The organism is Deltaproteobacteria bacterium (assembly GCA_016234845.1).
In the GTDB taxonomy this organism is placed as follows: Bacteria; Desulfobacterota; Deferrimicrobia; order Deferrimicrobiales; family Deferrimicrobiaceae; genus JACRNP01.
Map to the genome: position 1 here is coordinate 1 of JACRNP010000025.1, position 21,909 is coordinate 21,909.

At 67.4% G+C, this 21,909-nt stretch carries 24 protein-coding genes and 3 tRNA genes; 18 read left to right on the forward strand and 9 right to left on the reverse strand.

What is annotated here, in order from left to right; genetic code table 11:
* The 3 genes from HZB86_02035 to HZB86_02045 all read left to right on the forward strand — a co-directional run.
* A partial coding sequence (locus HZB86_02035) for an amidophosphoribosyltransferase (GenBank protein MBI5904325.1) occupies positions 1 to 356 on the forward strand: 356 nt, incomplete at its 5' end.
* A 44-nt stretch (positions 357 to 400) separates the two neighbouring features.
* The gene (pyrE, locus tag HZB86_02040) at positions 401 to 1,000 is read left to right on the forward strand and encodes an orotate phosphoribosyltransferase (protein ID MBI5904326.1); all 600 of its coding nucleotides are present in this window, start codon (positions 401 to 403) and stop codon (positions 998 to 1,000) included.
* The gene (locus HZB86_02045; GenBank protein ID MBI5904327.1) at positions 993 to 1,622 is read left to right on the forward strand and encodes a hypothetical protein; all 630 of its coding nucleotides are present in this window, start codon (positions 993 to 995) and stop codon (positions 1,620 to 1,622) included. The genes pyrE and HZB86_02045 overlap by 8 nt, the downstream gene beginning before the upstream one ends.
* A 13-nt stretch (positions 1,623 to 1,635) precedes the next feature.
* On the opposite strand, the gene nadB is transcribed toward HZB86_02045, so the two are convergent.
* Entirely contained in the window at positions 1,636 to 3,243 is a 1,608-nt protein-coding gene (gene nadB, locus HZB86_02050; GenBank protein ID MBI5904328.1) for an L-aspartate oxidase, read from the reverse strand.
* Positions 3,244 to 3,311: 68 nt separating this feature from the next.
* Between nadB and HZB86_02055 the strand changes: the two genes are divergently transcribed.
* The 3 genes from HZB86_02055 (at position 3,312) to HZB86_02065 (ending at position 4,627) form a co-directional block, all read left to right on the forward strand.
* A complete protein-coding gene (locus HZB86_02055; protein MBI5904329.1) occupies positions 3,312 to 3,899 on the forward strand; it encodes a lytic transglycosylase domain-containing protein in 588 nt (195 codons plus the stop codon).
* A gap of 10 nt (positions 3,900 to 3,909) precedes the next feature.
* Positions 3,910 to 4,482, forward strand: coding sequence for a CDP-diacylglycerol--glycerol-3-phosphate 3-phosphatidyltransferase (pgsA, locus tag HZB86_02060; GenBank protein ID MBI5904330.1), 573 nt, complete (start codon positions 3,910 to 3,912; stop codon positions 4,480 to 4,482).
* Between the two features lie 70 nt (positions 4,483 to 4,552).
* Positions 4,553 to 4,627: transfer RNA gene (locus HZB86_02065), tRNA-Gly, on the forward strand.
* Between the two features lie 84 nt (positions 4,628 to 4,711).
* Here the strand turns inward: HZB86_02065 and HZB86_02070 are convergent.
* The 5 genes from HZB86_02070 to HZB86_02090 are packed head-to-tail and all read right to left on the reverse strand — an operon-like array spanning position 4,712 to position 9,173.
* A complete protein-coding gene (locus HZB86_02070; protein MBI5904331.1) occupies positions 4,712 to 5,416 on the reverse strand; it encodes an ABC transporter ATP-binding protein in 705 nt (234 codons plus the stop codon).
* Positions 5,409 to 6,182: an ABC transporter ATP-binding protein gene (locus HZB86_02075; GenBank protein ID MBI5904332.1), complete on the reverse strand. Its 774-nt coding sequence runs from the start codon at positions 6,180 to 6,182 to the stop codon at positions 5,409 to 5,411. Before HZB86_02075 ends, HZB86_02070 begins: the two co-directional genes overlap by 8 nt.
* A gap of 5 nt (positions 6,183 to 6,187) precedes the next feature.
* A complete protein-coding gene (locus HZB86_02080) occupies positions 6,188 to 7,117 on the reverse strand; it encodes a branched-chain amino acid ABC transporter permease (GenBank protein MBI5904333.1) in 930 nt (309 codons plus the stop codon).
* A gap of 3 nt (positions 7,118 to 7,120) precedes the next feature.
* The gene (locus HZB86_02085) at positions 7,121 to 8,005 is read right to left on the reverse strand and encodes a branched-chain amino acid ABC transporter permease (GenBank protein ID MBI5904334.1); all 885 of its coding nucleotides are present in this window, start codon (positions 8,003 to 8,005) and stop codon (positions 7,121 to 7,123) included.
* A 25-nt stretch (positions 8,006 to 8,030) separates the two neighbouring features.
* Positions 8,031 to 9,173, reverse strand: a complete 1,143-nt coding sequence (locus HZB86_02090) for an ABC transporter substrate-binding protein (GenBank protein ID MBI5904335.1) — start codon at positions 9,171 to 9,173, stop codon at positions 8,031 to 8,033.
* Between the two features lie 176 nt (positions 9,174 to 9,349).
* On the opposite strand from HZB86_02090, the gene rfbA reads away from it, so the two are divergent.
* From rfbA to HZB86_02115, 5 genes are read left to right on the forward strand one after another with little or no spacing between them, the layout of a single operon-like run.
* A complete protein-coding gene (gene rfbA / locus HZB86_02095; protein MBI5904336.1) occupies positions 9,350 to 10,228 on the forward strand; it encodes a glucose-1-phosphate thymidylyltransferase RfbA in 879 nt (292 codons plus the stop codon).
* Positions 10,225 to 10,782 (forward strand): dTDP-4-dehydrorhamnose 3,5-epimerase, encoded by a 558-nt coding sequence (rfbC, locus tag HZB86_02100; protein MBI5904337.1) that lies wholly within the window; start codon positions 10,225 to 10,227, stop codon positions 10,780 to 10,782. Before rfbA ends, rfbC begins: the two co-directional genes overlap by 4 nt.
* A complete protein-coding gene (locus HZB86_02105; GenBank protein MBI5904338.1) occupies positions 10,782 to 11,690 on the forward strand; it encodes a hypothetical protein in 909 nt (302 codons plus the stop codon). Before rfbC ends, HZB86_02105 begins: the two co-directional genes overlap by 1 nt.
* Entirely contained in the window at positions 11,687 to 12,757 is a 1,071-nt protein-coding gene (gene mutY / locus HZB86_02110) for an A/G-specific adenine glycosylase (protein MBI5904339.1), read from the forward strand. The genes HZB86_02105 and mutY overlap by 4 nt, the downstream gene beginning before the upstream one ends.
* Positions 12,754 to 13,122, forward strand: coding sequence for a pyridoxamine 5'-phosphate oxidase family protein (locus HZB86_02115; protein MBI5904340.1), 369 nt, complete (start codon positions 12,754 to 12,756; stop codon positions 13,120 to 13,122). The genes mutY and HZB86_02115 overlap by 4 nt, the downstream gene beginning before the upstream one ends.
* Before the next feature lie 82 nt (positions 13,123 to 13,204).
* Here HZB86_02115 and HZB86_02120 read toward each other — a convergent pair whose 3' ends face one another.
* The 3 genes from HZB86_02120 to HZB86_02130 form a co-directional block, all read right to left on the reverse strand.
* On the reverse strand, positions 13,205 to 13,768 hold the full coding sequence (locus HZB86_02120; GenBank protein MBI5904341.1) for a CHRD domain-containing protein: 564 nt from the start codon (positions 13,766 to 13,768) through the stop codon (positions 13,205 to 13,207).
* 281 nt (positions 13,769 to 14,049) lie between these two features.
* Positions 14,050 to 14,136 (reverse strand) — tRNA-Leu (locus HZB86_02125).
* Between the two features lie 61 nt (positions 14,137 to 14,197).
* Positions 14,198 to 14,272, reverse strand: a tRNA-Cys gene (locus tag HZB86_02130).
* A gap of 102 nt (positions 14,273 to 14,374) precedes the next feature.
* On the opposite strand from HZB86_02130, the gene HZB86_02135 reads away from it, so the two are divergent.
* The 7 genes from HZB86_02135 to pheA all read left to right on the forward strand — a co-directional run.
* Positions 14,375 to 15,337, forward strand: coding sequence for an NAD-dependent epimerase/dehydratase family protein (locus tag HZB86_02135; GenBank protein ID MBI5904342.1), 963 nt, complete (start codon positions 14,375 to 14,377; stop codon positions 15,335 to 15,337).
* 33 nt (positions 15,338 to 15,370) lie between these two features.
* On the forward strand, positions 15,371 to 16,492 hold the full coding sequence (locus tag HZB86_02140; GenBank protein MBI5904343.1) for a fructose 1,6-bisphosphatase: 1,122 nt from the start codon (positions 15,371 to 15,373) through the stop codon (positions 16,490 to 16,492).
* Between the two features lie 11 nt (positions 16,493 to 16,503).
* The gene (locus HZB86_02145; GenBank protein ID MBI5904344.1) at positions 16,504 to 17,913 is read left to right on the forward strand and encodes a glucose-6-phosphate isomerase; all 1,410 of its coding nucleotides are present in this window, start codon (positions 16,504 to 16,506) and stop codon (positions 17,911 to 17,913) included.
* The gene (gene mutL / locus HZB86_02150) at positions 17,914 to 19,644 is read left to right on the forward strand and encodes a DNA mismatch repair endonuclease MutL (protein MBI5904345.1); all 1,731 of its coding nucleotides are present in this window, start codon (positions 17,914 to 17,916) and stop codon (positions 19,642 to 19,644) included.
* Positions 19,644 to 20,564 carry a tRNA (adenosine(37)-N6)-dimethylallyltransferase MiaA gene (gene miaA / locus HZB86_02155; GenBank protein ID MBI5904346.1) on the forward strand — a complete coding sequence of 307 codons (921 nt, stop codon included), beginning with the start codon at positions 19,644 to 19,646 and terminating at the stop codon, positions 20,562 to 20,564. The genes mutL and miaA overlap by 1 nt, the downstream gene beginning before the upstream one ends.
* A 43-nt stretch (positions 20,565 to 20,607) precedes the next feature.
* A complete protein-coding gene (locus HZB86_02160) occupies positions 20,608 to 21,579 on the forward strand; it encodes an acetyl-CoA carboxylase carboxyltransferase subunit alpha (GenBank protein ID MBI5904347.1) in 972 nt (323 codons plus the stop codon).
* The coding region (gene pheA, locus HZB86_02165; protein ID MBI5904348.1) for a chorismate mutase at positions 21,580 to 21,909 on the forward strand (330 nt) is incomplete at its 3' end.

Here is a 21,909-nt window from a genome sequence, read left to right on the forward strand (position 1 = left end):
ATTCGATCGTGCGGGGGACGACGGGCCGCAAGATCATCAAGATGATCCGGGCGGCGGGGGCGAAGGAGATCCACGTCCGCATCAGCTCGCCGCCGACCTGCTACCCGTGCTTCTACGGGCTCGACACGCCGCTGCGGCGCGACCTGATCGCCGCCACCCACACGCTGGAGGAGATCAACACGTACCTCACCTCCGACACCCTGGGGTACTTGAGCATGGAGGGGCTCCACGGCTGCGTGCCGAACGGGAACGTCTCCTACTGCGACGCCTGCTTCTCCGGGAACTATTCGATCCCGCTGGAGACGGCGGAGACCGAAGAGCAGCTTCCGCTGTTCCGGGGTTCGGTGCGGATCTGACGCCCCGGCCGCCCCGGCCAACCAATCCGAGGGGGTGATCTCCCATGCTGCAACGCTCCGCACGCGGCTCCGCCGCGTTTCCCGCCGAACTCGCCGCCGACCGGCGACGTTTCCTTTCCCTGCTGAAGGAGAAGAGCTACGAGAAGCGGAAGGTCGTCCTCTCCTCCGGCAGGGAATCCGACTTCTACATCGACTGCCGCCAGACCACGCTCGACGCGGAGGGGGCGCTGCTCACCGGCCGCCTCTTCTGCTCGATGCTCGAGACGGGGGAGCGCCCGGAGGCGGTCGGTGGAATCACGCTCGGGGCGGACCCGATCGTGACCGCGGTCTCGCTCACTTCCGTCCTGCGCGGCTGGCCGGTCCCCGCGTTCATCATCCGGAAGGAGCCGAAGAAGCACGGCACCGCGCAGTGGATCGAGGGGACGAAGAACCTCCGCCCCGGGATGCGGGTGGCGATCCTCGAGGACGTCGTCACGACCGGGGCCTCCACGCTCCGGGCGATCGAGCGGGCGGTCGGGGCCGGGCTGGTCGTGGTCCGGGTGCTGTGCCTGGTCGACCGGAACGAAGGCGGCTCCGACGCGGTCGCGAAGGAAGGGTACACGGTGGAGCCGATGTTCGTGAAGGAGGACGTGGAGAATGCGTGAGACTCCGCCGCGCGTCGCCCGCGCGCTGGCCCTTCTTTGCCTCGCGGCGGCCGCCATGGGGTGCGGCCCCCGGTCGGTCGCCCTGTACGAGAAGGTCATGGGGTCCCCCACCTACGGCCAGGTCACGGAGACCGCCACCCGCACCCGGGAGGTGCACGACGGCCTGGACACGCGGTTCATCCTCTCCGCAACGTGGCTGTCGGAGACGTGGCTCCGCGCGTTCTCGGAGGAGTACTCGAACATCTACTACCTCGATTCCTCCCGGCGGGACAAGGTGATCGGGCGTTGGCGGGACGAATCCTCGAAGCACGTCCGGTTCTTCGTGGCCCTCTACGTGCCGGAGGAGAAGGGGAACGACCTGGAGAAGCCGGAAACGACCTGGAGCCTGCGTCTGGTCCGATCCGACGAGAAGGATTTCGAGCCCGTCTACATCCGCAAGGCGTCCCTGCGGCCGGAGGAGATCTCCCGCTTCTTCCCCTACTCGGGAACGTGGTACCGGGCGTACGAGGTGGCGTTCCCGAAGGAGGCGGAGCGGGCCGACACCCCGCCGAAAGCGGGGGAGCCGCGGCTAAAGCTCGTGCTGACCGGAGTGGAGGGGAGGGCGGTCCTCTCCTGGCGGTAGTTTTTCGCGCTTCCTAGAACCGGGTCCGCCGCACCAGCGTGTCCCTCCGCCCGTGCTCGTCGTCCTGGTACGGGTAGTCGATCGTCGTGTGCAGCCCGCGGCTCTCCTTCCGCTGCAGCGCGCACCGCACGATCAGCTCCGCGACCGTGCAGATGTTGCGGAGCTCCAGAAGGTCCCCCGTCACGCGGAAGTTCCAGTAATACTCCGATATCTCCCGCTGCAGCAGCTCGATCCGGTCCAGGGCGCGCGACAGGCGCTTGTTCGACCGCACGATCCCGACGTAGTTCCACATGGTCCGGCGGATCTCGTCCCAGTTGTGGGAGACCACGACCGCCTCGTCCGGCTCCTGCGCCTTCCCCGGGTCCCACTTCGGGATGTCGATCCGCGGCCGGGGCTTCCCCACGTACGCGTCCACCGATCGGCGGACCGCGCGGTCGGAAAACACCAGCGCCTCGAGGAGGGAGTTCGACGCCAGGCGGTTCGCCCCGTGGAGGCCGGTCCCCGCGCACTCCCCGATCGCGAACAGCCGCTGGATGTCGGTCTCGCCGTGGAGGTTCGTCCGTATCCCCCCGCACTGGTAGTGCGCCGCCGGGACCACCGGCAACGGCTCCCTCGTCATGTCGATCCCGAAGGACAGGCACGTCCCGTGGATGTTCGGAAAATGTTTCCGGATGAACGCCGGCCCCTTGTGCCGGATGTCGAGGTAGACGCAATCCTCGCCGGTCCGCTTCAGTTCGGCGTCGATCGCCCGGGCGACGATGTCCCTCGGGGCGAGCTCCTTCATCGGGTGCTGCGTCTCCATGAACCTCCTGCCGGCGCGGTTGACCAGGACCGCACCCTCCCCGCGGACCGCCTCGGAGATGAGGAACGATTTCGCGTGGGGGTGATACAGGCAGGTCGGGTGGAACTGCACGAACTCCATGTTGGCGATCGTGGCTCCCGCGCGGTACGCCATGGCGATGCCGTCCCCCGTGGCGACGTCGGGATTGCTCGTGTACAGGTACACCTTTCCCGACCCGCCGGTCGACAGGACGGTGGCGTCCGCCACGAACGTGTGGATCGCCCCCGTCTTCTGGTCCAGGACGTAGGCGCCCAGGACCTCGTCGGCCCCCTGGCGGTCGAAGGAGGAGAGCCGCTGACGGGTGATCAGGTTGACCGCCGCGTGGTGCTCGAACATCCGGATCCGCCGGTTCTCCCGCGCACGGTCGAGAAGCGCCCGCTCCACCTCCCGGCCGGTCAGGTCCTTGGCGTGGAAGATCCTTCGCCGGGAGTGCCCCCCCTCGCGGTGGAGGTCGTACTCCCGCTTCCCGGTGCGGCGGGTGAACTTGACCCCCCACTCGATCAGTTCCCGGATCCGCGCCGGGGCGTCCCGTACGACGAGGTCCACCGTGTCCGGATGGCACAGCCCGGCCCCCGCCCGGTGCGTGTCCTCGATGTGGGACTCGAAGGAGTCCTCCCCGCTCCAGACGGTGGCGATACCCCCCTGGGCGTAGTTCGTGCTCGATTCGGATGCCTCTTTCTTGGTGATGACGGTGACCGTCCCATGCCTCGCCGCGCGCAGGGCGAAGCTCAAGCCCGCGATTCCGCTGCCGATTACAAGGAAACGGGACACCCTCTCCATGGGGACTCCTCTCCGCGCCGACCCCGGTGGTTTGACTTAAGGGGGGGCTTTACCTACAATAATGAATTATGGTTAATTTACGAACCTTTTTCATCCTTTCCCTTCTCCTCTGGCCGGTGTCGGCAGGGGCGGACATCTTCCGATTCGTCGACGACGAGGGGGTGATCCACTTCTCCAACACCCAGGCCGACGAGCGGTTCGAACTGTACCTGCGGGAGGGGGTGAAGGCGCAGGCCCCCCGGAAGCCGGCGGGGCTGCCCGAGGAAGACTGGATGGCGAACTACGTCGACCGGTACGCGAGGTCCCACAACCTGTCCCCGGCGCTGGTCCACGCCATCATCAAGGCCGAGTCGAACGGCCAGCGGAAGGCGGTCTCCCGGAAGGGCGCCAAGGGGGTGATGCAGCTGATGCCGTTCACTTCGAAGCGGCTGAACGTGTCGGACCCGTTCGATCCGATCGAGAACATCGAGGGCGGGGTCCGGTACATCAAGGAGCTTCTCGCCACCTTCGAAGGCGACATCACCAATACCGTCGCGGCGTACAACGCGGGCCCCGCGGCGGTCAAGAAGTACGGAGGGATTCCGCCGTACCAGGAGACGCGCCTGTACGTCCGGCGCGTCCTCGACCTGTACCGGCAGTACTCCGCGATCGAATAACAGCGTTCGAATGACCACCGATTCCCGGCTGAACCCGCCGAACATCCTGACCCTCCTGCGGATCCTCGCCATCCCGGTGGTGGTCCTCGTCCTGCTTCCGCCCGAGGGGAGGGAAATCTCGCCCGGCCGATCGGTCGCCGCCTTCCTCCTGTTCGTCGCCGCCACGATCACGGACCTCTTCGACGGCTACATCGCGCGCCGCTACGGGATGGTCACCTCCATCGGCAAGCTCATGGACCCGCTCGCCGACAAGCTCCTGGTGTGCGCCGCGATGATCATGCTCATCCCGCCGGGGAGGGTTCCCGCGTGGATGGTCCTGATCGTCGTGGCGCGGGAGATCGGCGTCACCGCGCTGCGGGGCGTCGCGTCCACGGAAGGCGTCGTCATCGCGGCGTCGAAACTGGGAAAGGCGAAGACCCTCCTCCTGAACATCGGGATGGCGCTCCTCATCCTCCACTATCCGGTATTCGGGCTTCCGATCCACGACGGGGGGATGGTGATCCTGGCCGCGGGGCTGGTCCTCACCGCGTGGTCGGGGCTGGACTACTTCTTCCGGTTCGTCGGGGAGATCTTCAAGCAGTAGCCCGCCGGATCCTGCGGCGCGCATTTCTTGACAACCGTTCGGGGGTTCGCCTAGAATCGACAATCACCGCGCGGGCGTAACTCAGCGGTAGAGTGCGACCTTGCCAAGGTCGAAGTCGCGGGTTCAAATCCCGTCGCCCGCTCCATTCGTACGGTCATGCCCCCGGCGGCGCTATGCCCCCGGGGGCGTTTCATTTTACGAGCGCTGCGTCACTCCGCGCGCTACGGAATCAGGATTGCCCCAGGTACGACGCCTTGATGCGCGGCTCGCGGATCAGCTCCTTCGACGGGCCCTCGAGGACGATCTTCCCGGTCTCGAGGACGTAGGTGTGGGAGGAGACCTTCATCGCCTGCCGTACGTTCTGCTCCACGAGCAGGACGGTCGTCCCGTCCGCGTTGATCTCCCGGATGATGGCGAAGATGTCGGCGACCACCATCGGCGCCAGGCCGAGGGTGGGCTCGTCCAGCAGGAGGAGCTTCGGGGCCGACATCAGCGCGCGGGCGATCGCCAGCATCTGCTGCTCGCCGCCCGAAAGGGATCCGCCCAGCTGCTCCCGGCGGTCCGAGAGGACCGGGAACCGCTTCATCAACCGCTCCATGTCCGCGGCGACCTTCCCGTCCGTGCGGGCGTACGCGCCCATTTCGAGATTCTCCCGAACCGTCATCCGGGCGAGGATCGCGCGCCCCTCCGGCACCAGCGCGACCCCCCGCCGCACGATCTCGTGGGGCGGCAGGCCCGCGATCTCGTCCCCGCGGAAGCGGATCGTGCCCGCCCGCGGCGAGAGCGCCCCCGCGATGGTCTTCATCAGGGTGGTCTTCCCCGCGCCGTTGGCGCCGATGATGCCGACGATCGCCCCCTCGCGGACGTCGATGGAGACCTCCCGGAGCGCGCGGATGTTCCCGTAATACGTCTCCAGCCCGCGGACCTCAAGCATCCTCCGGATCCTCCGCGGTCCCGAGGTACGCCTCGATCACCTCCGGGTCGTCCCGGATCGCCGCCGGGGGTCCCTCCGCGATCATCCGGCCGAAGTTGAACACGACGAGACGGTCGCACGCCTTCATCACGAGCGACATGTCGTGCTCGATCAGCAGGATCGTGACCCCCAGCCCCCGCACCTGCCGGATCAGCCGGAACACCTCCTGCGTCTCCGCCTCGTTCATCCCCGCCACCGGCTCGTCGAGGAGCAGCAGCCGCGGCTCCGCGGCCAGCGCCCGCGCGATCTCCAGCCGCCGCTGGTGCCCGTAGGGGAGGCTCCCCGCCTCCTGTTTCGGGTCCGTCCCGGCGAGCCCCACCAGCGAAAGCAGCTCCCGGGCCTTCTCCCGGACGCCGCGCTCCTCCTCCCGCTGTCCGCGGGTCCGCGCGACCCCGCGCCACACCCCCGCGCCCGTGCGGCAGTGGCGGCCCACCATGACGTTCTCCTCCACGCTCATCGAGGCGAAGAGGCGGATGTTCTGGAACGTCCGGCTGATGCCCATCCGGGTGAGGGCGTGGGGGGCCAGGCCGCTGATGGCGGCCCCGTCGAAGAACACGGTCCCCGCCGTCGGGGGAAAGACGGCGGTGATCACGTTGAACAGCGTCGCCTTCCCGGCGCCGTTCGGGCAGATCACGCCCAGGATCTCGCCCGTCCGCACGGAGAACGAGATATCCGAGAGGGCGGACAGCCCGCCGAACGTTTTCCCGACCCGGTCGAGGGCGAGGATCGCGCTCACGCCGCCCCCCGCCGGAAGCGCCGCAGCAGCGGGGCGTCGACGACTCCCTGCGGACGGTACGTCATCATCAGGACGAGCAGCACGCCGTAGAGGATGTACCGGTATTCGCTGATCGCGCGAAGCGCCTCGGGGACGACGGTGAGGAAGGCGGCGCCAAAGACCGGGCCGAAGATGTGCGCGCTTCCGCCAAAGACGGCGAACACGAGGATCTCCACCGCCCGGTGGTAGGTGAAGTCCCCGGGGCTCACGAACGATGTCGAGTGCGCGAACAGGGCTCCGGCGAATCCGGAGAGCAACGCCCCCTGGGAGAAGGCCAGCACCTTGTAGTACGTGATGGGGATCCCCGCCGCCGCCGCGGCGCGTTCGTCCATCCGGATGGCGGCGTACGCCCGTCCGACCCGGGAACGGGAGAGCCGCAGGAAGAAGGCGACCGTCAGGATCGTGCCGCAGAGAAGGATCAGGAACACCGTCAGGCTGATGAACTGGTTGCTTTGCAGCCCGAGCGATTCGGGGGAGAATCCCCGGTCCCTCGCCCACACGAGGATCACGCGCCCCATCTGCGGGATCGCCGCGATGCCCACCGCGCCGCCGGTCAACGATTCCCAGTTGATGAGGACGGCCCGGAGGACTTCGCCGAACCCGAGGGTGGCGATGGCAAGGTACACACCGGAAAGACGAAGCGACGGGATGCCGACCAGGATCCCCGCGATCCCCGCGAGAAGGCTCCCGGCAAGGATCCCCACGGGAATCGGAAGGTGGTGCTGGGTGGAGAGAAGGGCGGCGGTGTATGCCCCGATGCTCATGAACCCGGCGTTCCCCAGCGAGAGCTGCCCGGTGGAAAGGGTGACATAGATGCTCACGCCGAGGATGGCGTTGATCAGGACGAACGACGCTACCTGCAGGTGGTACGGGTTCAGCCACTCCATGGGTTACCGCTTCGCCTCGGCGGGAGCCTGTCCGAACAGCCCCTGCGGTTTGATGAGGAGGACGACGATGATTGCGACGAAGGCGATCGCGTCCCGGTACCCGGAGGAGCCGTAGGCGACCACGAACGTTTCGGAGAGCCCGAGGATCAAGCCCCCGGCCATGGCGCCGTAGACGCTCCCCATGCCGCCGAAGATGATGATGGCCAGCCCCTTGAGGCCCATGGAGAGCCCGATCTGGTTGTTGATGTAGCTGAACGCCATCCCCACCAGCACCCCGGCGACCCCGCCCATCGCCGAGGCGATGACGACCGTGACGGTGATCATCCGGTTCGTGTCCACCCCGAGCAGTCCCGCCGTCTCGAGGTCCTCCGCGGTGGCGCGCAACGCCTTCCCCGAGCGCGTGCGCGAAAGCCAGAGCGCGAGCCCCGCCATGAGGAGCAGTGAAATGAGCAGGATCACCCCCTGGACCAGGTAGACCGTCACGCCGCCGAGCTGGAAGGAGATTTCCGCGAACGGCGTCTCGAACAGGTGGTTCCCGGAACCGAAGATCTTGTGCGCCACGTTCTCCAGGAGGATGGAGACGCCGATCGTGCTGATGAGAGAGGCCAGGTGCGACGCCCCGGGCCGCCCGCGCAGCGGCCGCAGGGCGAGCCGCTCCAGGAGCAGGCCCATCGCCGAGGCGACGACGATGGCCCCCAGGAACGCGACGGGAAGCGGGGCGCCCGCCTTGCTCAGGATGAGCATGCCGACGAACGCCCCGAACATGAAGATCTCCCCGTGGGCCATATTGATGATGTCGAGCACGCCGAAGACGAGCGTGTAGCCGAGCGCCACGATGGCGTAGATGCTGCCCAGGGTGACGCCGTTGATCAGCTGTTCGAGGAACACGCCCGTCTCCGACGCTGCGCCCGGATCACTTGAAGATCGCGAACTTTCCGTTCTTCACGATCAGGACGCTAGGCGTCATGACCACGTCGCGGTCCGCGTCGAAGGAGAAGTTGCCGACGACCCCCTGGAAATTCCTCGTCGCGGCCAGCGCGTCGCGAAGCTTCCCCCGGTCCGCCGCTCCCGCCGTCTTCAGCGCGTTCGTCATGATGTGAAAGGCGTCGTACGCCTGCGCGGCGAACTGGTCCGGCTTCTTCCCGTACGTTTTCTCGAACTTCGCCACGAACGCCTTCACCTTCGGGTCGTTCTTTTCGCCGAACCAGGGGGTGGCGACGATCAGCCCCTCCGCCGCCTCCTTGGCGATCTCGATGACCTTCGGGGAGTTGAAGCCGTTGCCGCCGACGAACGGAACCTTCAATCCCATTTTCCGCGCCTGGGCGAGGATGACCCCCCCCTCGTTGTACAGGGCCGAGCAGAAGACCGCGTCGGGCGAAAGCGACGCGATCTTCGTCAACTGCGCCTTGTAGTCCGCCTGCCCCTTCTGGAACTCCTGTATCGTCACGATGTTCAGCTTGAGCTTCTCGGCGGTCTCCTTCATCGTGTCGAAGCCGGACTTGGTGAAGGCGTCGTCGTTCCCGTAGAGGAGGGCGACCTTCTTGAGGTTGTACTTCTTCACCGCGTGGCCGACGGCGGCCGGGATCGCCTGGGACTCGGGCATCGAGTTCCGGAAGACGAACTTCCCGATCTGCGGGATCCCTTTCGCCGTGGTGGACGTTCCCATGATCGGCACACCGCTCGCGTTGGCCTCGGGGCCCGCGGCGAACATCTCGTTGGAGAGCGTGGGGCCGATGATCGCGACGACCTTCTCCGAGTTGATGAGCTTCTGCGCCGCCGCCAGCGCCTGCTCCTGCTTCCCGGAGGAGTCCTCGATCTTCAGGTCGATCGCGACATCGCCTTTCGCGTTGACCTCGTCCCGGGCGAGCTTGATGCCGTTGGTGATCGCCTCGCCGTACGCGGCCCCCTGGCCGGTGATGTAGGAGATGACGCCGATCTTCGCCCGGATCGGCTCGGCCTTCGGTTTGGCCGCCGGTTTCGCCTTCTCCGCTCCCATGAACGCCAGGGCGAAGAGGGCGCACGTGACGGCGGCGACGGCATGCGGGTTCCGTTTCATTGGGCTCCTCCTCGAAAGAATATAAAATCATAACTCTATTCAATACTTAGGCGCCAGTCAAGGGAGCGGCCGGATTGCCGGATTCGACTATTCCCCAGATGCGCTCCGCTCGGATACAATGCAGCAACCCGTCGGCGGGACGCGGGCGGGGGAAAAGCGGATCGCGGGGTGCTCGGATGGGCGGGATCGGGAAGGGGATCGTCCTGGCGGGAGGAGCGGGGTCGCGCCTCTACCCGCTGAGCGTGGTCGCCAGCAAGCAGCTTCAGCCGGTATACGACAAGCCGATGGTGTACTACCCGATCGCCACCCTCATGACGGCCGGCATCCGGGACATCCTCGTCATCTCCACGCCGCACGACCTGCCGCGATTCCGGGAACTGCTCGGAGGCGGGAGCCGGATGGGGGTCCGGTTCCGGTACGCGGTCCAGCCCGAACCCAGGGGAATCGCCCAGGCGTTCCTCGTCGGGGAGGAGTTCATCGGAACGGACTCGGTGTGCCTCATCCTCGGCGACAACATCTTCTACGGGAAGATGGGGCTCGACCGGATCGTCGCATCGTTTTCGGGAGGCGCCCTCGTGTTCGGGTACCCGGTTCGCGATCCGCACCGGTACGGGGTCGTGGAGTTCGACGCGGAGGGGAATGCGATCGGACTGGAGGAGAAGCCTGCCCGGCCGAAGTCGAACTACGCCGTCCCCGGACTCTACCTGTACGACGGGAAGGTCGTCGAGCGTGCGAAGGGGCTCACCCCGTCGGCGCGGGGGGAGCTGGAGATCACCGACCTCAATCTCGATTACTTGCGCAGGGGGGAGCTCCGGGTGGAGAAGCTGGGGCGGGGGATCGCCTGGCTCGACACCGGGACCCACGCCAGCCTGATGGAGGCGAGCCTGTTCATCGGCACCATCGAAACGCGGCAGGGGCTGAAGATCGCGTGCCCCGAAGAGATCGCTTTCCGGAAAGGGTTCCTCACCGCCGCCGCCTTCGCCAGGGAGATCGAGGCGATCCCGAAATCGCCGTACCGGAGCTACCTCGAACAGATCCTCGCGGAGGGCGCGTGAAGGTCGTTCCCGGGGAGATCCCCGGCATCCTGCTCGTCGAGCCGAAGGTGTTCGGCGACGACCGGGGCCATTTCTTCGAAAGCTTCAACGAGCGGGCGTGGCGGGAGGCCACCGGGCTCGACGTCCGGTTCGTCCAGGACAACCAGTCCCGCTCCGTCCGGGGCGTGCTGCGGGGGCTCCATTACCAGGTCGTGAAGCCGCAGGGGAAGCTCGTGCGGGTGCTCTCCGGAGAGGTGTTCGACGTCGCGGTGGACCTGCGGCGCGGTTCGCCCACCTTCGGGAAGTGGACCGGAGCGCTGCTGTCCGGCGACAACCGGCGGCAGATGTGGATCCCGGAAGGTTTCGCCCACGGCTTCTGCGTGACATCGGAGAGCGCGGACTTCTTCTACAAGTGCACGGACTACTACCACCGCGAGGGGGAGCGGGGGATCGCCTGGAACGACCCGCTCGTCGGCATCCGGTGGCCGGTGTCCCGTCCGATCCTCTCGGACAGGGACACGCGGTATCCGTCGCTTGCCGATCTGCCGGCCGAGGACCTGCCGGAAGGCGCGTGATGCCGGATGAGGCGGCCGTGACGGCGATATCGGAGGAGAGAAAGCCCTCGTTCGTTTCCAGGTATTTCCGGGGTGTTCTTTGCGGGCTGTTCATCGTCGTCTACGTGCCGCTGATGGCGCGCGAATGGTTCGCGTTGCGGTCCGAGGGGCTCCACGACATCGAGTGGCACTCCACGGCGCTCGCGGTGCTTCTGGAACGGGATCTGGAGCAGCGTCTCGCTCTTACCGAGGTCCTGTCCCGTCTCGACGACCCCGGAAATCTGAGGGACCTGGAAAGCCACATCCGGCAGAAGATGGGGTACCTCGGTCTCCAAACCGTGAAAATCTACGAGCGGAACGGGAGCATCGTGTACCCCCCGGACTCCGGGGAGGCAAGGAAAAAGCCCAAAAAGGACGCCGGATTCGTGGCCGCGCTCGACGGAAAGGTGGTCTCCAAGGTCATTTCGCGCGACGAGCATCGGCAGGAGTACGGGCAGGAGATCCCGGCGGATCTCGCCGAAGTGTACATCCCGATCCGCGACCGGGAGGGGGCTGTCCTGTTTGTCATGGAAGCCTACTACGGGATCTCCGAGATCCTGGAGCGGAACCGGCGCCTGCTATGGCAGAACGCCCTGACGCTGGCGGCCGTCCTGGCGCTGCTGCTCGCGGCCGGCGGATACCTGTACCGGAGCCGTCAGTCGCTGGAGAGGAAGGTCGAGGTCCTCGAGTCGATCCTGCCGATCTGCATGCACTGCAAGAAGATCCACGTGAAGAGGCCCGACGGGCCGGGACGGTGGGTGCCGGTGGAAACGTTCTTCCGGCAGGAAGATCGCCTGGAGTTCAGCCACGGCGTCTGCAGCGACTGCCTGAAGACCCACTACCCGGGCATCGGCGTTTCCGGACAGGGCGGACGGAACCCCGGGGCGTGAACGTCGCACGCCTTTCCGGGGCTCTCCTCCGGTGGTTTCGAACGGCGGCCCGGCGCATGCCGTGGCGCGAAACCCGGGATCCGTACCGGATCTGGGTGTCGGAGGTCATGCTCCAGCAGACCCGGGTCGAGACGGTCATCCCGTACTACGAACGGTTCGTCTCCCGATTCCCCGACGTCGCCTCGCTTTCCCGGGCCCCCATCGACCGGGTGATGAAGGCGTGGGAGGGACTGGGGTACTACGCCCGCGCACGGAACCTCCACCGGGCATCCCGGATCGTCGTGGCGCGGTACGCGGGAGCGATCCCCCGCACCGTGGAGGAACTCGCCGCGCTTCCCGGAATCGGGCGATCGACGGCGGGCGCGATCGCCGCCATCGCGTTCGGAGCCGACGCGCCGATCCTCGACGCGAACGCCCGCCGGGTGATCGCCCGCCTGTTCGCCATCGAAGGCCCCCCCCGCGCCGCGAAGATCGAGCCGGTCCTGTGGGAGATGTCCGCACGGATCGTCGCCAAGGGGAAAGGGCGCGAGACTGCCTTGGCCGTGATGGACCTCGGCGCCACCGTCTGCCTGCCGAAGGTTCCCCGGTGCGGCGTCTGCCCCGTCGCGACTTTCTGCGCCGCCTTCCTCGCGGGAAGCCAGCACGGGATTCCCGCGCGGACCGGTCGGAGAATCGTCCCCCACCACGACGTGGTGGCCGCCCTGTTCCTGCGACCCGACGGATGCCTGTTCCTGGAGCGACGACCGCCTTCCCGCCTGCTGGGGGGGCTTTGGGCGTTCCCGTCGGGGCGGCGCGGCCCGGGCGAGACGCTCGAGCGCGCCCTTCTCCGGGCGGTGCGGGAGAAACTCCACGTCCGCGCGGTGATTCAAAGGAAGGTGGGAACGGTATCCCACTCCTACTCCCATTACCGGATCACCCTTCACGGCTACCTGTGCGAGGCGGCCGGCGGGGCGCTGCCGGCGGGGAAAGGATCGGGATGGCTCGCCCCCCCGGGGCGAGGCCGGTACGCGATGCCGCGCGCGGACGGAAAAATGGTCGAACTCGTTCGACGGGAGGGGAAACGATGAAGCTGGAAGAGGTCTTCAAACCGGGCGGCCGCGGAGTAATCGCCACGGCGTCGAAGGACGGGGCGGTGAACACCGCGGTCTACGCGGCGCCCCACGTCGTGGACGCGAACACGGTCGCGTGGGGGATGACCGACGGGAGAAGCTGGGACAACGTCCGGTCCAATCCCAACGCGGCCTACGTGTACTTCGCTCCGGGGGATGGATACCGGGGCGTTCGCCTGACCCTGTCCCTCGCGCGGACGGAGGAGTCCGGGGAGATGCTCGCGACGATCCGGGAGCGGACGGGAAAAGTCAGCCCGGGGAACCCCGAGGCGGTGAAGCACGTCGCGTACTTCCGCGTCGCCGAGGTACGCCCGCTGTTCTGATCCGGCGCCGTGCACTGCCGCCGCTCCGGCATCCCGGGATTTTCCGTCGCGATGCCGGAGCGATGGAGCGGCCGATCGCCGTTCAATACCTTGGTGCCGATCCGGCGGGCGACGGTTTCTTTTCCGTCCTGTCCGCCTTCCCCGCCTTCGCCTCCTTGTGGAGGCCCCACAATTCGCCCTTGCTGTTCTGCTTCGTGTGAACCGCGACACCCGCCGTCCCGTATTCGATCTTCTCGAACAGGTCCTTCAGGGTGCCGCCTTTCAGCGGTCCGGCGAGCTTGTCGGCGGTGATGTCCCCTTCCGCCAGCGTTCCGGAAAAGCTTCCCTCCTTGAGGGTAGGGGCCGTCCCGCCCACCGGGTAGATCCAGGTGAGAATGGCGGCGGGTGTGCCGTCATCGCCGACGGCGTGCACGTGCGCCATCGTCGCGTTATCGATCTTCTTGAGGTTCAGCTTGTAGTGGAGTGTCTTCTCGTCCTTGCTCAGCACGAAGACCGCGTCTCCGCTCGCCGACGTCTTGACCCCCGGGACGGCCCCCAGCTTGACCTTGACCTTTTCCCCGTGCATCCGGTTCGCCAACGCCGTGCCGGAGGAGACGAATGCCAGGAGCGCAACGATCCCCGATACCGTGAAAACGATCCTTCTCATGACCCGGCCCCCTTGCCGTTCCGATGTAGTTTAAAGACTTTAGATGAAAAAAGCGGTGGATCGGTTTGGCCCGGAGGAAGGAATCGCGGCGGACTGACGGCTTTGGAATGTTGGTGCCCGGGGAGAGGATCGACCGACGAGGCTTGGCCATCCAGGCCATCGCCCTTCCGGCTGGCTCGCTTCCTGCCGCGCTCCAGAGCGTCGCGCTTGTCCTCGCTATCCGCTCGGCGGAAGCTCGCGTTCGATCCTCTCGCAATGTACCATGCAACGGAAGAATTGACTGGTGCCCGGGGAGAGGATCGAACTCTCATGGCCTTGCGGCCTCGGGATTTTAAGTCCCGTGCGTCTGCCAGTTCCGCCACCCGGGCATCTTCCTTCACGTTCCGACGCAGGCCGCACGATGGGTGGGATCCCGGAGTGAAGGAAAGATGGAGGCGGCACCCGGATTCGAACCGGGGGATAAAGGATTTGCAGTCCTCTGCCTTACCACTTGGCTATGCCGCCGCAGAAGGTATTCTTTTCCGCCGCCCATCCCCCTGTCAAGCCAATCCGCTTCTGCGGTAGTATTGAGGCATCGACAGGCGCAGAGTCCGGGAGGTTTCGGGAGTGCCCACCACCGCATTCGTCACAGGAGCCGCGGGCTTCATCGGATCCCACATTTGCGAATCCCTGCTGGCGCGGGGCGCCCGGGTGTTCGGTCTCGACAACTTCGATCCGTTCTACGACCGCTCCCTGAAGGAGCGGAACCTCGCCCCGCTGTCGGAAAGCGGCCGGTTCGCGTTTTCCGAGGGCGATATCCGCGATCCGGACGCGTTGAATCGCTGGGGCCCGGGCATCCGCCCCGACGTCGTCGTCCACCTCGCCGCGAAGGCGGGCGTGCGCCCCTCCGTCGAAGATCCGGCGGGGTATGCGGACGTGAACGTCCAGGGGACGATCCGCGTGCTGGATTGGGCCCGGGAGCGGAATGTCCCGAAGGTGCTCTTCGCGTCGTCCTCCTCCGTCTACGGCGGCAACACGAAGGTCCCCTTCTCGGAAGACGACTTCGTCGACCGCCCGGTGAGCCCGTACGCCGCGACGAAGAAGGCGGGGGAGCTCCTCTGCCATTCGTACTGCCACCTGTTCGGCATGAACATCGTCGCGCTGCGGTTCTTCACGGTCTACGGTCCCCGCCAACGCCCGGAAATGGCGATCGCCAAATTCACCCGCCGGATCCTGGAGGGGAAGGGGATCGATCTGTTCGGCGACGGCTCCTCGCGCCGCGACTACACGTACATCGACGACATCGTGACGGGCGTCCTGGGGGCGATCGGCGCTCCGCCGGGGTACCGGGTCTACAACCTCGGGGAGTCCGCCACCATCTCCCTCGCCGACCTGGTGTCGCTCATCGAGAAGGCGTGCGGCCGGCCGGCCGCGCGGCGCTTCCGCCCGCCGCAGCCCGGCGACGTCCCGGTGACGTTCGCGGATATCTCCCGGGCCAGGGCGGAGATCGGATACGAACCGCGCATTCCCATCGAACGCGGCGTTTCGCTCTTTGTCGATTGGTACCGTCGTCAGGAATCCGTCGCTTAACGGGCCGGTAACGGATCCGGAAAGGGGGAAACGATGAAGGTTACGCTATCCGTGATCAAGGCGGACATCGGGTCCATCGGGGGCCACATCCGCCCCAGCGGGAGACTGCTCGAGTCGGTGCGGGAGAAGATCGCAACGGGCGGCAAGGGGCTGCTGATCGACACCCACGTCGGGTTCACCGGGGACGACGTGGCCATCCTCATGTCCCACGCCGGCGGCACCGGGAACCCGGAGGTCCACCGGCTCGCCTGGGACGCCTTCCTCGCGGGGACGAAGACGGCGAAGGAGCAGGGGCTGTACGGGGCGGGGCAGGATCTCCTGAAGGACTCCTTTTCGGGGAACGTGAAGGGGATGGGGCCCGCGGTGGCGGAGATGGAGATCGACGAGCGCCCGAACGAGCCGTTCCTGTTCTTCGCCGCGGACAAGACCGATCCCGGCGCGTACAACCTGCCGTGCTACCTGGGCTTCGCGGACCCGATGGTCTCCTCCGGGCTGATCCTCTCCCCGAAGGTGGGAAAAGGGTTCACCTTCCGCATCATGGACGTGGCCCACACGGAAGGGGACCGCGTGATCGACCTTTCCGCCCCCGAGGACCTCTACGACATCGCCGCGCTGCTGCGGGACCAGGAGCGGTTCGTGGTCGAATCGATCCGCTCGCGCGACACGGGGGAGATCGCCGCGGTGGTCAGCACCACCCGCCTCCACAACATCGCGGGAAAGTACACCGGGAAGGACGATCCGGTGATGCTCGTGCGGACCCAGGGGAGCTTTCCCGCCACGGGCGAGGTGCTCGCCCCGTTCGGCATCGGTCACTTCGTCGCCGGCTTCATGCGGGGGAGCCACCACGGGGCGCTGATGCCGGTCCAGCGGAACACCGGCACCTCGTTCTTCGACGGCCCGCCGATCGTGTCGTGCCTGGCGTTCTGCGTCCGGAACGGACGGTTCACGGAGCCGGTCGACGCCTTCGACCACCCGTACTGGGATTATGTCCGGACGAAAACCTCCGCCAAGTCCGAGGATCTGCGGCGCCAGGGATTCTTCGGGCCGGCGATGCTCCCGTACAGCGAGCTCGAATACGGCGGGATCGTGGAACGGCTGAAGGGGATGGATTCGAAATTCCGCGTGATGAAGGAAAAACAGGCGGTCGGAGGGTAGGGGGAACCGGCATGGGCGACGGGATCCGTTTTCGGTTCGATTTCTCCCTCGCGGGGGAGAGCAATCTTCCGGGCGGCGAGGGGATCTCCGCGGCCTCCTTCCGCGACGCGATGGCGCTGGTCGACCGGGCGGTCGGGTCGCTCGAGGAGAAGCACCTTCGGGGGGATATCGGTTTCCCGGATCTCCCGTTCATGGTGTCGGAGGCCCGCGCGATCGCCCGGGACGCCCGGGTGCTCAGGCAGAGGTTCAGCCACCTCCTGGTGCTGGGGATCGGCGGCTCCGCGCTGGGAACCCGTGCGGTCCACGACGCCGTCGGCGGCGGGTCGTCCCTCCGGGGACTGAAGTTGTCGGTGGCGGACAACGTGGATCCCGACGCGTTCTTCCCGCTCCTGGCATCGCATCCGATGCGGAAGACGGTCGTGGTCGCCATCAGCAAATCGGGCGGGACGGCGGAGACCAACGCCCAGCTCTCCATAGCGATCGCCGCGTTGAAGAAATCGGTCGGAAAGCGGTGGCGGGAGCACCTGATCCTGGTCACCGACCCGGTGAAAGGGGTCTTCCGCCGGATGGCCGACGCGGAAGGGGTGAAGAGCTACCCGGTCCCGCCGAACGTCGGAGGGAGGTTCTCCGTCCTCTCCGCGGTGGGCCTTCTTCCGCTGGCGGCGTCCGGTGTGCGCATCGAGCGGCTCCTGGCCGGCGCCGCGCAGATGGAGTCGGTCTTCCGCCACACCCAGGGCACCGACAACCCGGTGCGGTTCGCGTCCGCGGTCTACGCCCACTACCTGTTCCGCGCCCACAAGCCGGTCCACGTCTGGTTCACCTACGGCGAGGGGCTTTCCCGGGTCGCCGAGTGGTGGCAGCAGCTCTGGGGCGAAAGCCTCGGGAAGAAGCGCCGCGACGGGACGTCGGTGGGGCAGACGCCGTCGCGCGCCGTGGGCGTCACCGACCAGCACTCCCAGCTCCAGCTCTACCAGGACGGTCCGGCCGACAAGGTGTTCACGTTCGTCCGCTGGATGAAGGGCAGGGAGAAGGGGAAGATCCCCGGGGCGGATTTCGCCCCCGACATGTCGATGCTGGGGGGCAAGCCGTTGCGCGACCTGTTCGATGCGGAGTTCGAGGGGACGATCGGCGCGCTGTGGGGAGCCGGGCGGCCGATCGTCCGGATGGAGGTCGGCCGGCGGGACGAGGAGAACGTGGGAGCGTTCCTCCACTTCTGGGAATGGGTGACCGCCATCGTCGGGGAGTGCGCCGGCATCGACCCGTTCGACCAGCCCGGCGTCGAGGAGGGGAAGAAGATCGCCCGCGCCCTGATGGGGGAGAAGGGAGGCGAAACGGTGCGCGACGACTTCCGCCGCCGGGTCGCCGGGATCCGGAGGGCCGAGATCCGGATCGGAGAGGATCTCCCGGGCGGGAAGAAGTAGTTGGCTTCCCGGATCCGTCCCCTGCCGGACGACGTCGTCAACCGGATCGCGGCGGGCGAGGTGGTCGAGCGCCCGGCGTCGGTCCTCAAGGAGCTGCTGGAGAACGCGGTGGACTCGGGCGCGGGGGCCGTGGACGCGCAGGTCTCCGGTCCGTTCCCGTTCACGCTGCGCGTCACCGACGACGGGTGCGGGATGACGCGCGAGGAGGCCGAGCTCTCCGTCCTCCGCCACACCACCAGCAAGATCGCGTCCGCGGACGACCTCGACCGGATCGGAAGCTTCGGGTTCCGCGGAGAGGCGCTTCCCTCGATCGTCTCGGTCGCCCGAATCGATCTCGTCTCCCGGCCGTCGGGGCAGGAGTCGGCGACCGAGCTCGTCGCGGAGGGAGGAGTCGTCCGCTCCGTCCGCGAGGCGGGGGCGCCTCGCGGGACCACGGTCACGGTCTCCTCCCTCTTCGGGAACGTCCCCGCGCGGAAGAAATTCCTGAAAAGCGAACGGACCGAGCTGGATCACCTCCGGGACGTTTTCCACGGAGTGGCGATACCGGGCGAGGGGATATCCTTCCGGTTCGCGGACCCGAGGGGGGAGTTCGCCTACGAGAGCCGGGAATCGGCGGTCGACCGCGCCAGGCGGCACGCCGGGGACGACGGGCGGTACCTTGTACCGATCGACCAGTCGTCCGCGTTCTTCCGCGTCTTCGGCTGGGCCGGGCTCCCGCAGATCGCGCGGGCGGGGGCGTCGGGGATGTGGTTCTTCGTCAACGGCAGGAGGTTCCGCGACCGCGGCCTCCACGCCGCGGTGCGCGAGGCGTACCGCGGGATCCTTCCGCCCGACCGTCTCCCCGTGGCGTACCTGTTCGTCACGTGCGCCCCGTCGGAGGCGGACGTGAACGTCCACCCCGCCAAGACCGAAGTCCGTTTCCGGTACCCTCGCGACCTGAACGAGCTGGTCCGGCACGCGATCGGGAAGGCGCTGGGGGATTCTCCGGCCGGCCCGTCCTTCCGCGCTCCAACGTGGACGGACATCTCCCCGGATATCGTCACCGGCGGTCGCGCTCCGTTTCGCACCGCTCCGTCGGAACCCGGATCCGGGGCGCCGGCACCGTTGCCGTTCGCGTCCCGAGAGCCGGCCGCGTCCGGGGTGGGGTTCTTCTCCTCCCTTGCCCCCGTGGGGCAGCTCCTCGGGACGTTCCTCGTGTGCGAAGGGGCGGGGGAGATGGTGCTGATCGACCAGCACGCCGCCGACGAGCGGATCGTCTTCTCGCGCCTGAAGGACCGGTACCTGGGCCGGAGCGCCCCGACCCAGCGGTGGCTTCACCCAGAGGAGGTCGAGCTCCCCGGGGTCCTGGCCGACGAGCGGTCCGCGGTGGAACGGTTCCTGACCCGCACGGGGTTCACGTTCGAGTCCCGCGGGGTCGGGCGGATCCTGCTCACCGGCGGACCGGCCGCCCTGTCCGGCTTCGACGCCAGGCGCTGGTGGGACGATTTCCTCGAGGCGATCCGCGTGCAGGAGACGGTCCCGAAAGACATCCTCGACGCGGACCGGGAGCTGTGGCGGATGGCGTGCCACTCCTCCGTCCGCGGGGGCGACCGCGTCACACCGGACCGCGCCCGCCTCCTGCTGGCCGAACTCGACGACGCGGTGGCCGCCCACAGCTGCCCGCACGGGCGTCCCGTATGGTTTCGCCTGACCCGCGCCCAGCTCGACGCGATGTTCCGCCGCTCGGGATGATGTCCCCGAAGATCGTCGTACTTACGGGCCCGACCGCCTCGGGGAAGTCCGCCCTCGCCCTGTCCCTCGCGAGAAACCTCCCCCTCGAGGTCGTGAACGCCGACTCCATGCAGGTGTACCGCCACATGGACATCGGCACGGCCAAACCGTCCGAATCCGAACGGGCCTGGATCCCCCACCACCTGATCGACGTGGCCGACCCCGACGAACCGTACAACGCGGGAAGGTACGTCTCCGACGCGGAACGAGCGGTCGCGGACATCGTCGCGCGCGGGAAGGTCCCGCTGGTTGTCGGCGGTACAGGGATGTACATCCGGGCGCTCCTGCGAGGGCTCGACCCGCTCCCGGCGGACCCGGAAGTGAGGCGGCTCCTCGGCTGCCGTTGGGTCGAGGAGGGAGCCGCCGCCTTGCACGCCGAGCTCGCCCGGATCGACCCGGAAACCGCCGCGAAGGTGCACCCGTCCGACCGGGTCCGCGTGGTCCGCGCGCTCGAGATCGCCGCGTTGGCGGGCGTCCCCGCGAGCCGGGTTCGCGGACGATGGGGCGCAGCCCGGGTGAGGTACCGCACCCTCTTCCTCGCCCTGTGGCCCGAACGGGAGGCCCTGTACGCCCGGATCGCCGCCCGAACGGAGGGAATGTTCCGGGGAGGGTTGCTGAGCGAGGTTCAGGATCTGCTCGGCAGGGGGTACGGGAGGGATCTCAAGCCGATGGGAGGGCTCGGGTATCGGCAGGCCGTCCGCCACCTGCTGGACCGGCTCCCCCTCCCCGACGCGATCGAGTCGACCCGGCGGGAGACGTGCCGCTACGCAAAACGCCAGTTCACCTGGCTCTCCTCCGAGCCGGAACAGGTCCGTCTCTCCCCGGATCGGGCGCTGCGCGATGCCGGAAAATCGGTCAAATTGTTCTTGTCTGAACCATAATTCCGCTTAAAATAAAGGTTTACGCCACAATAGGGGGCACCCGATGATCCTGCAGTATCTGGATTTCGAGCGGCCGATCGTGGACCTGGAGAACCGGCTCGAGCAGCTGAAACGGCTCGACGACGGGACCGACAAGAGCATCCGGGAAGAGGCCGGGAAGCTGGAGCGGAAGATCGGCAAGATCCGCAAGGAGATCTTCTCCAACCTGACCCGCTGGCAGGTCACGCAGCTGGCGCGGCACCCGAACCGGCCGTACATGCTCGACTACATCAACCTGATCTTCAAGAATTTCCTCGAGGTGCACGGAGACCGGGCGTTCCGGGACGACCCGCCGGTGGTGTGCGGCTTCGCGGAGCTCGAGGGGCAGAGGGTCCTCCTCATCGGGCAGCAGAAAGGGCGAAACACCACCGAGAAGATCCAGCGGAACTTCGGGATGGCGAACCCCGAGGGGTACCGGAAGGCGCTCCGCGTGATGAAGATGGCCGAGAAGTTCTCCCTCCCCGTCATCACCTTCATCGACACCCCCGGGGCGTTTCCCGGCATCGGCGCGGAGGAGCGGGGGCAGTCGGAGGCGATCGCCCGCAATCTCCTGGAGATGGCGCACCTGAAAACCCCCATCGTGGTGGCGGTCATCGGGGAAGGGGGCAGCGGCGGGGCGCTGGCCCTGGGCGTGGGCGACGAGATCCTGATGATGGAGTACTCCGTCTACTCGGTCATCTCCCCGGAGGGGTGCGCGTCGATCCTGTGGCGCGACACGGCGAAGGCGGAGGTGGCGGCCGAGATGATGAAGATCACCGCCCCCGACCTCAAGAAGTTCGGGGTCGTGGACCGGATCATCCCGGAGCCGCTCGGCGGGGCGCACCGGGACCACAAGGCGGCGGCCGACGCGCTGAAGGCCGCCCTGGTCGAGTCGCTGACGCCGCTCCTGTCGATGCCGACGGCGAAGCTCCTCGACCGGAGATACCGGAAGTTCCGGGAGATGGGCGCGATGAAGAGGAAGGCGGGGGCCGCCTGAGTGACGGCGGATCGCCTGAAGGAGCTCCGCGGCCGGATCGACGCCATCGACGACCGGATCCTCGCCCTCCTGAACGAACGGGCGGCGACCGCCCTCGAGGTCGGCCGGATCAAGACGGAGCGCAACCTCAAGTTCTACGTTCCCGAGCGCGAGGTGGAGATCCTTCGCCGCCTCATGGAGAAAAACCCGGGCCCGTTCCCCAACGAGGGGTTGAAGGCGATCTACCGGGAGATCATCTCCGCCTCCCTGTCGCTGGAGAAGCCGCTCTCCGTCGCGTTCCTCGGCCCCCGCGCCACCTTCACGCACCTCGCGTGCCTGAAGCACTTCGGC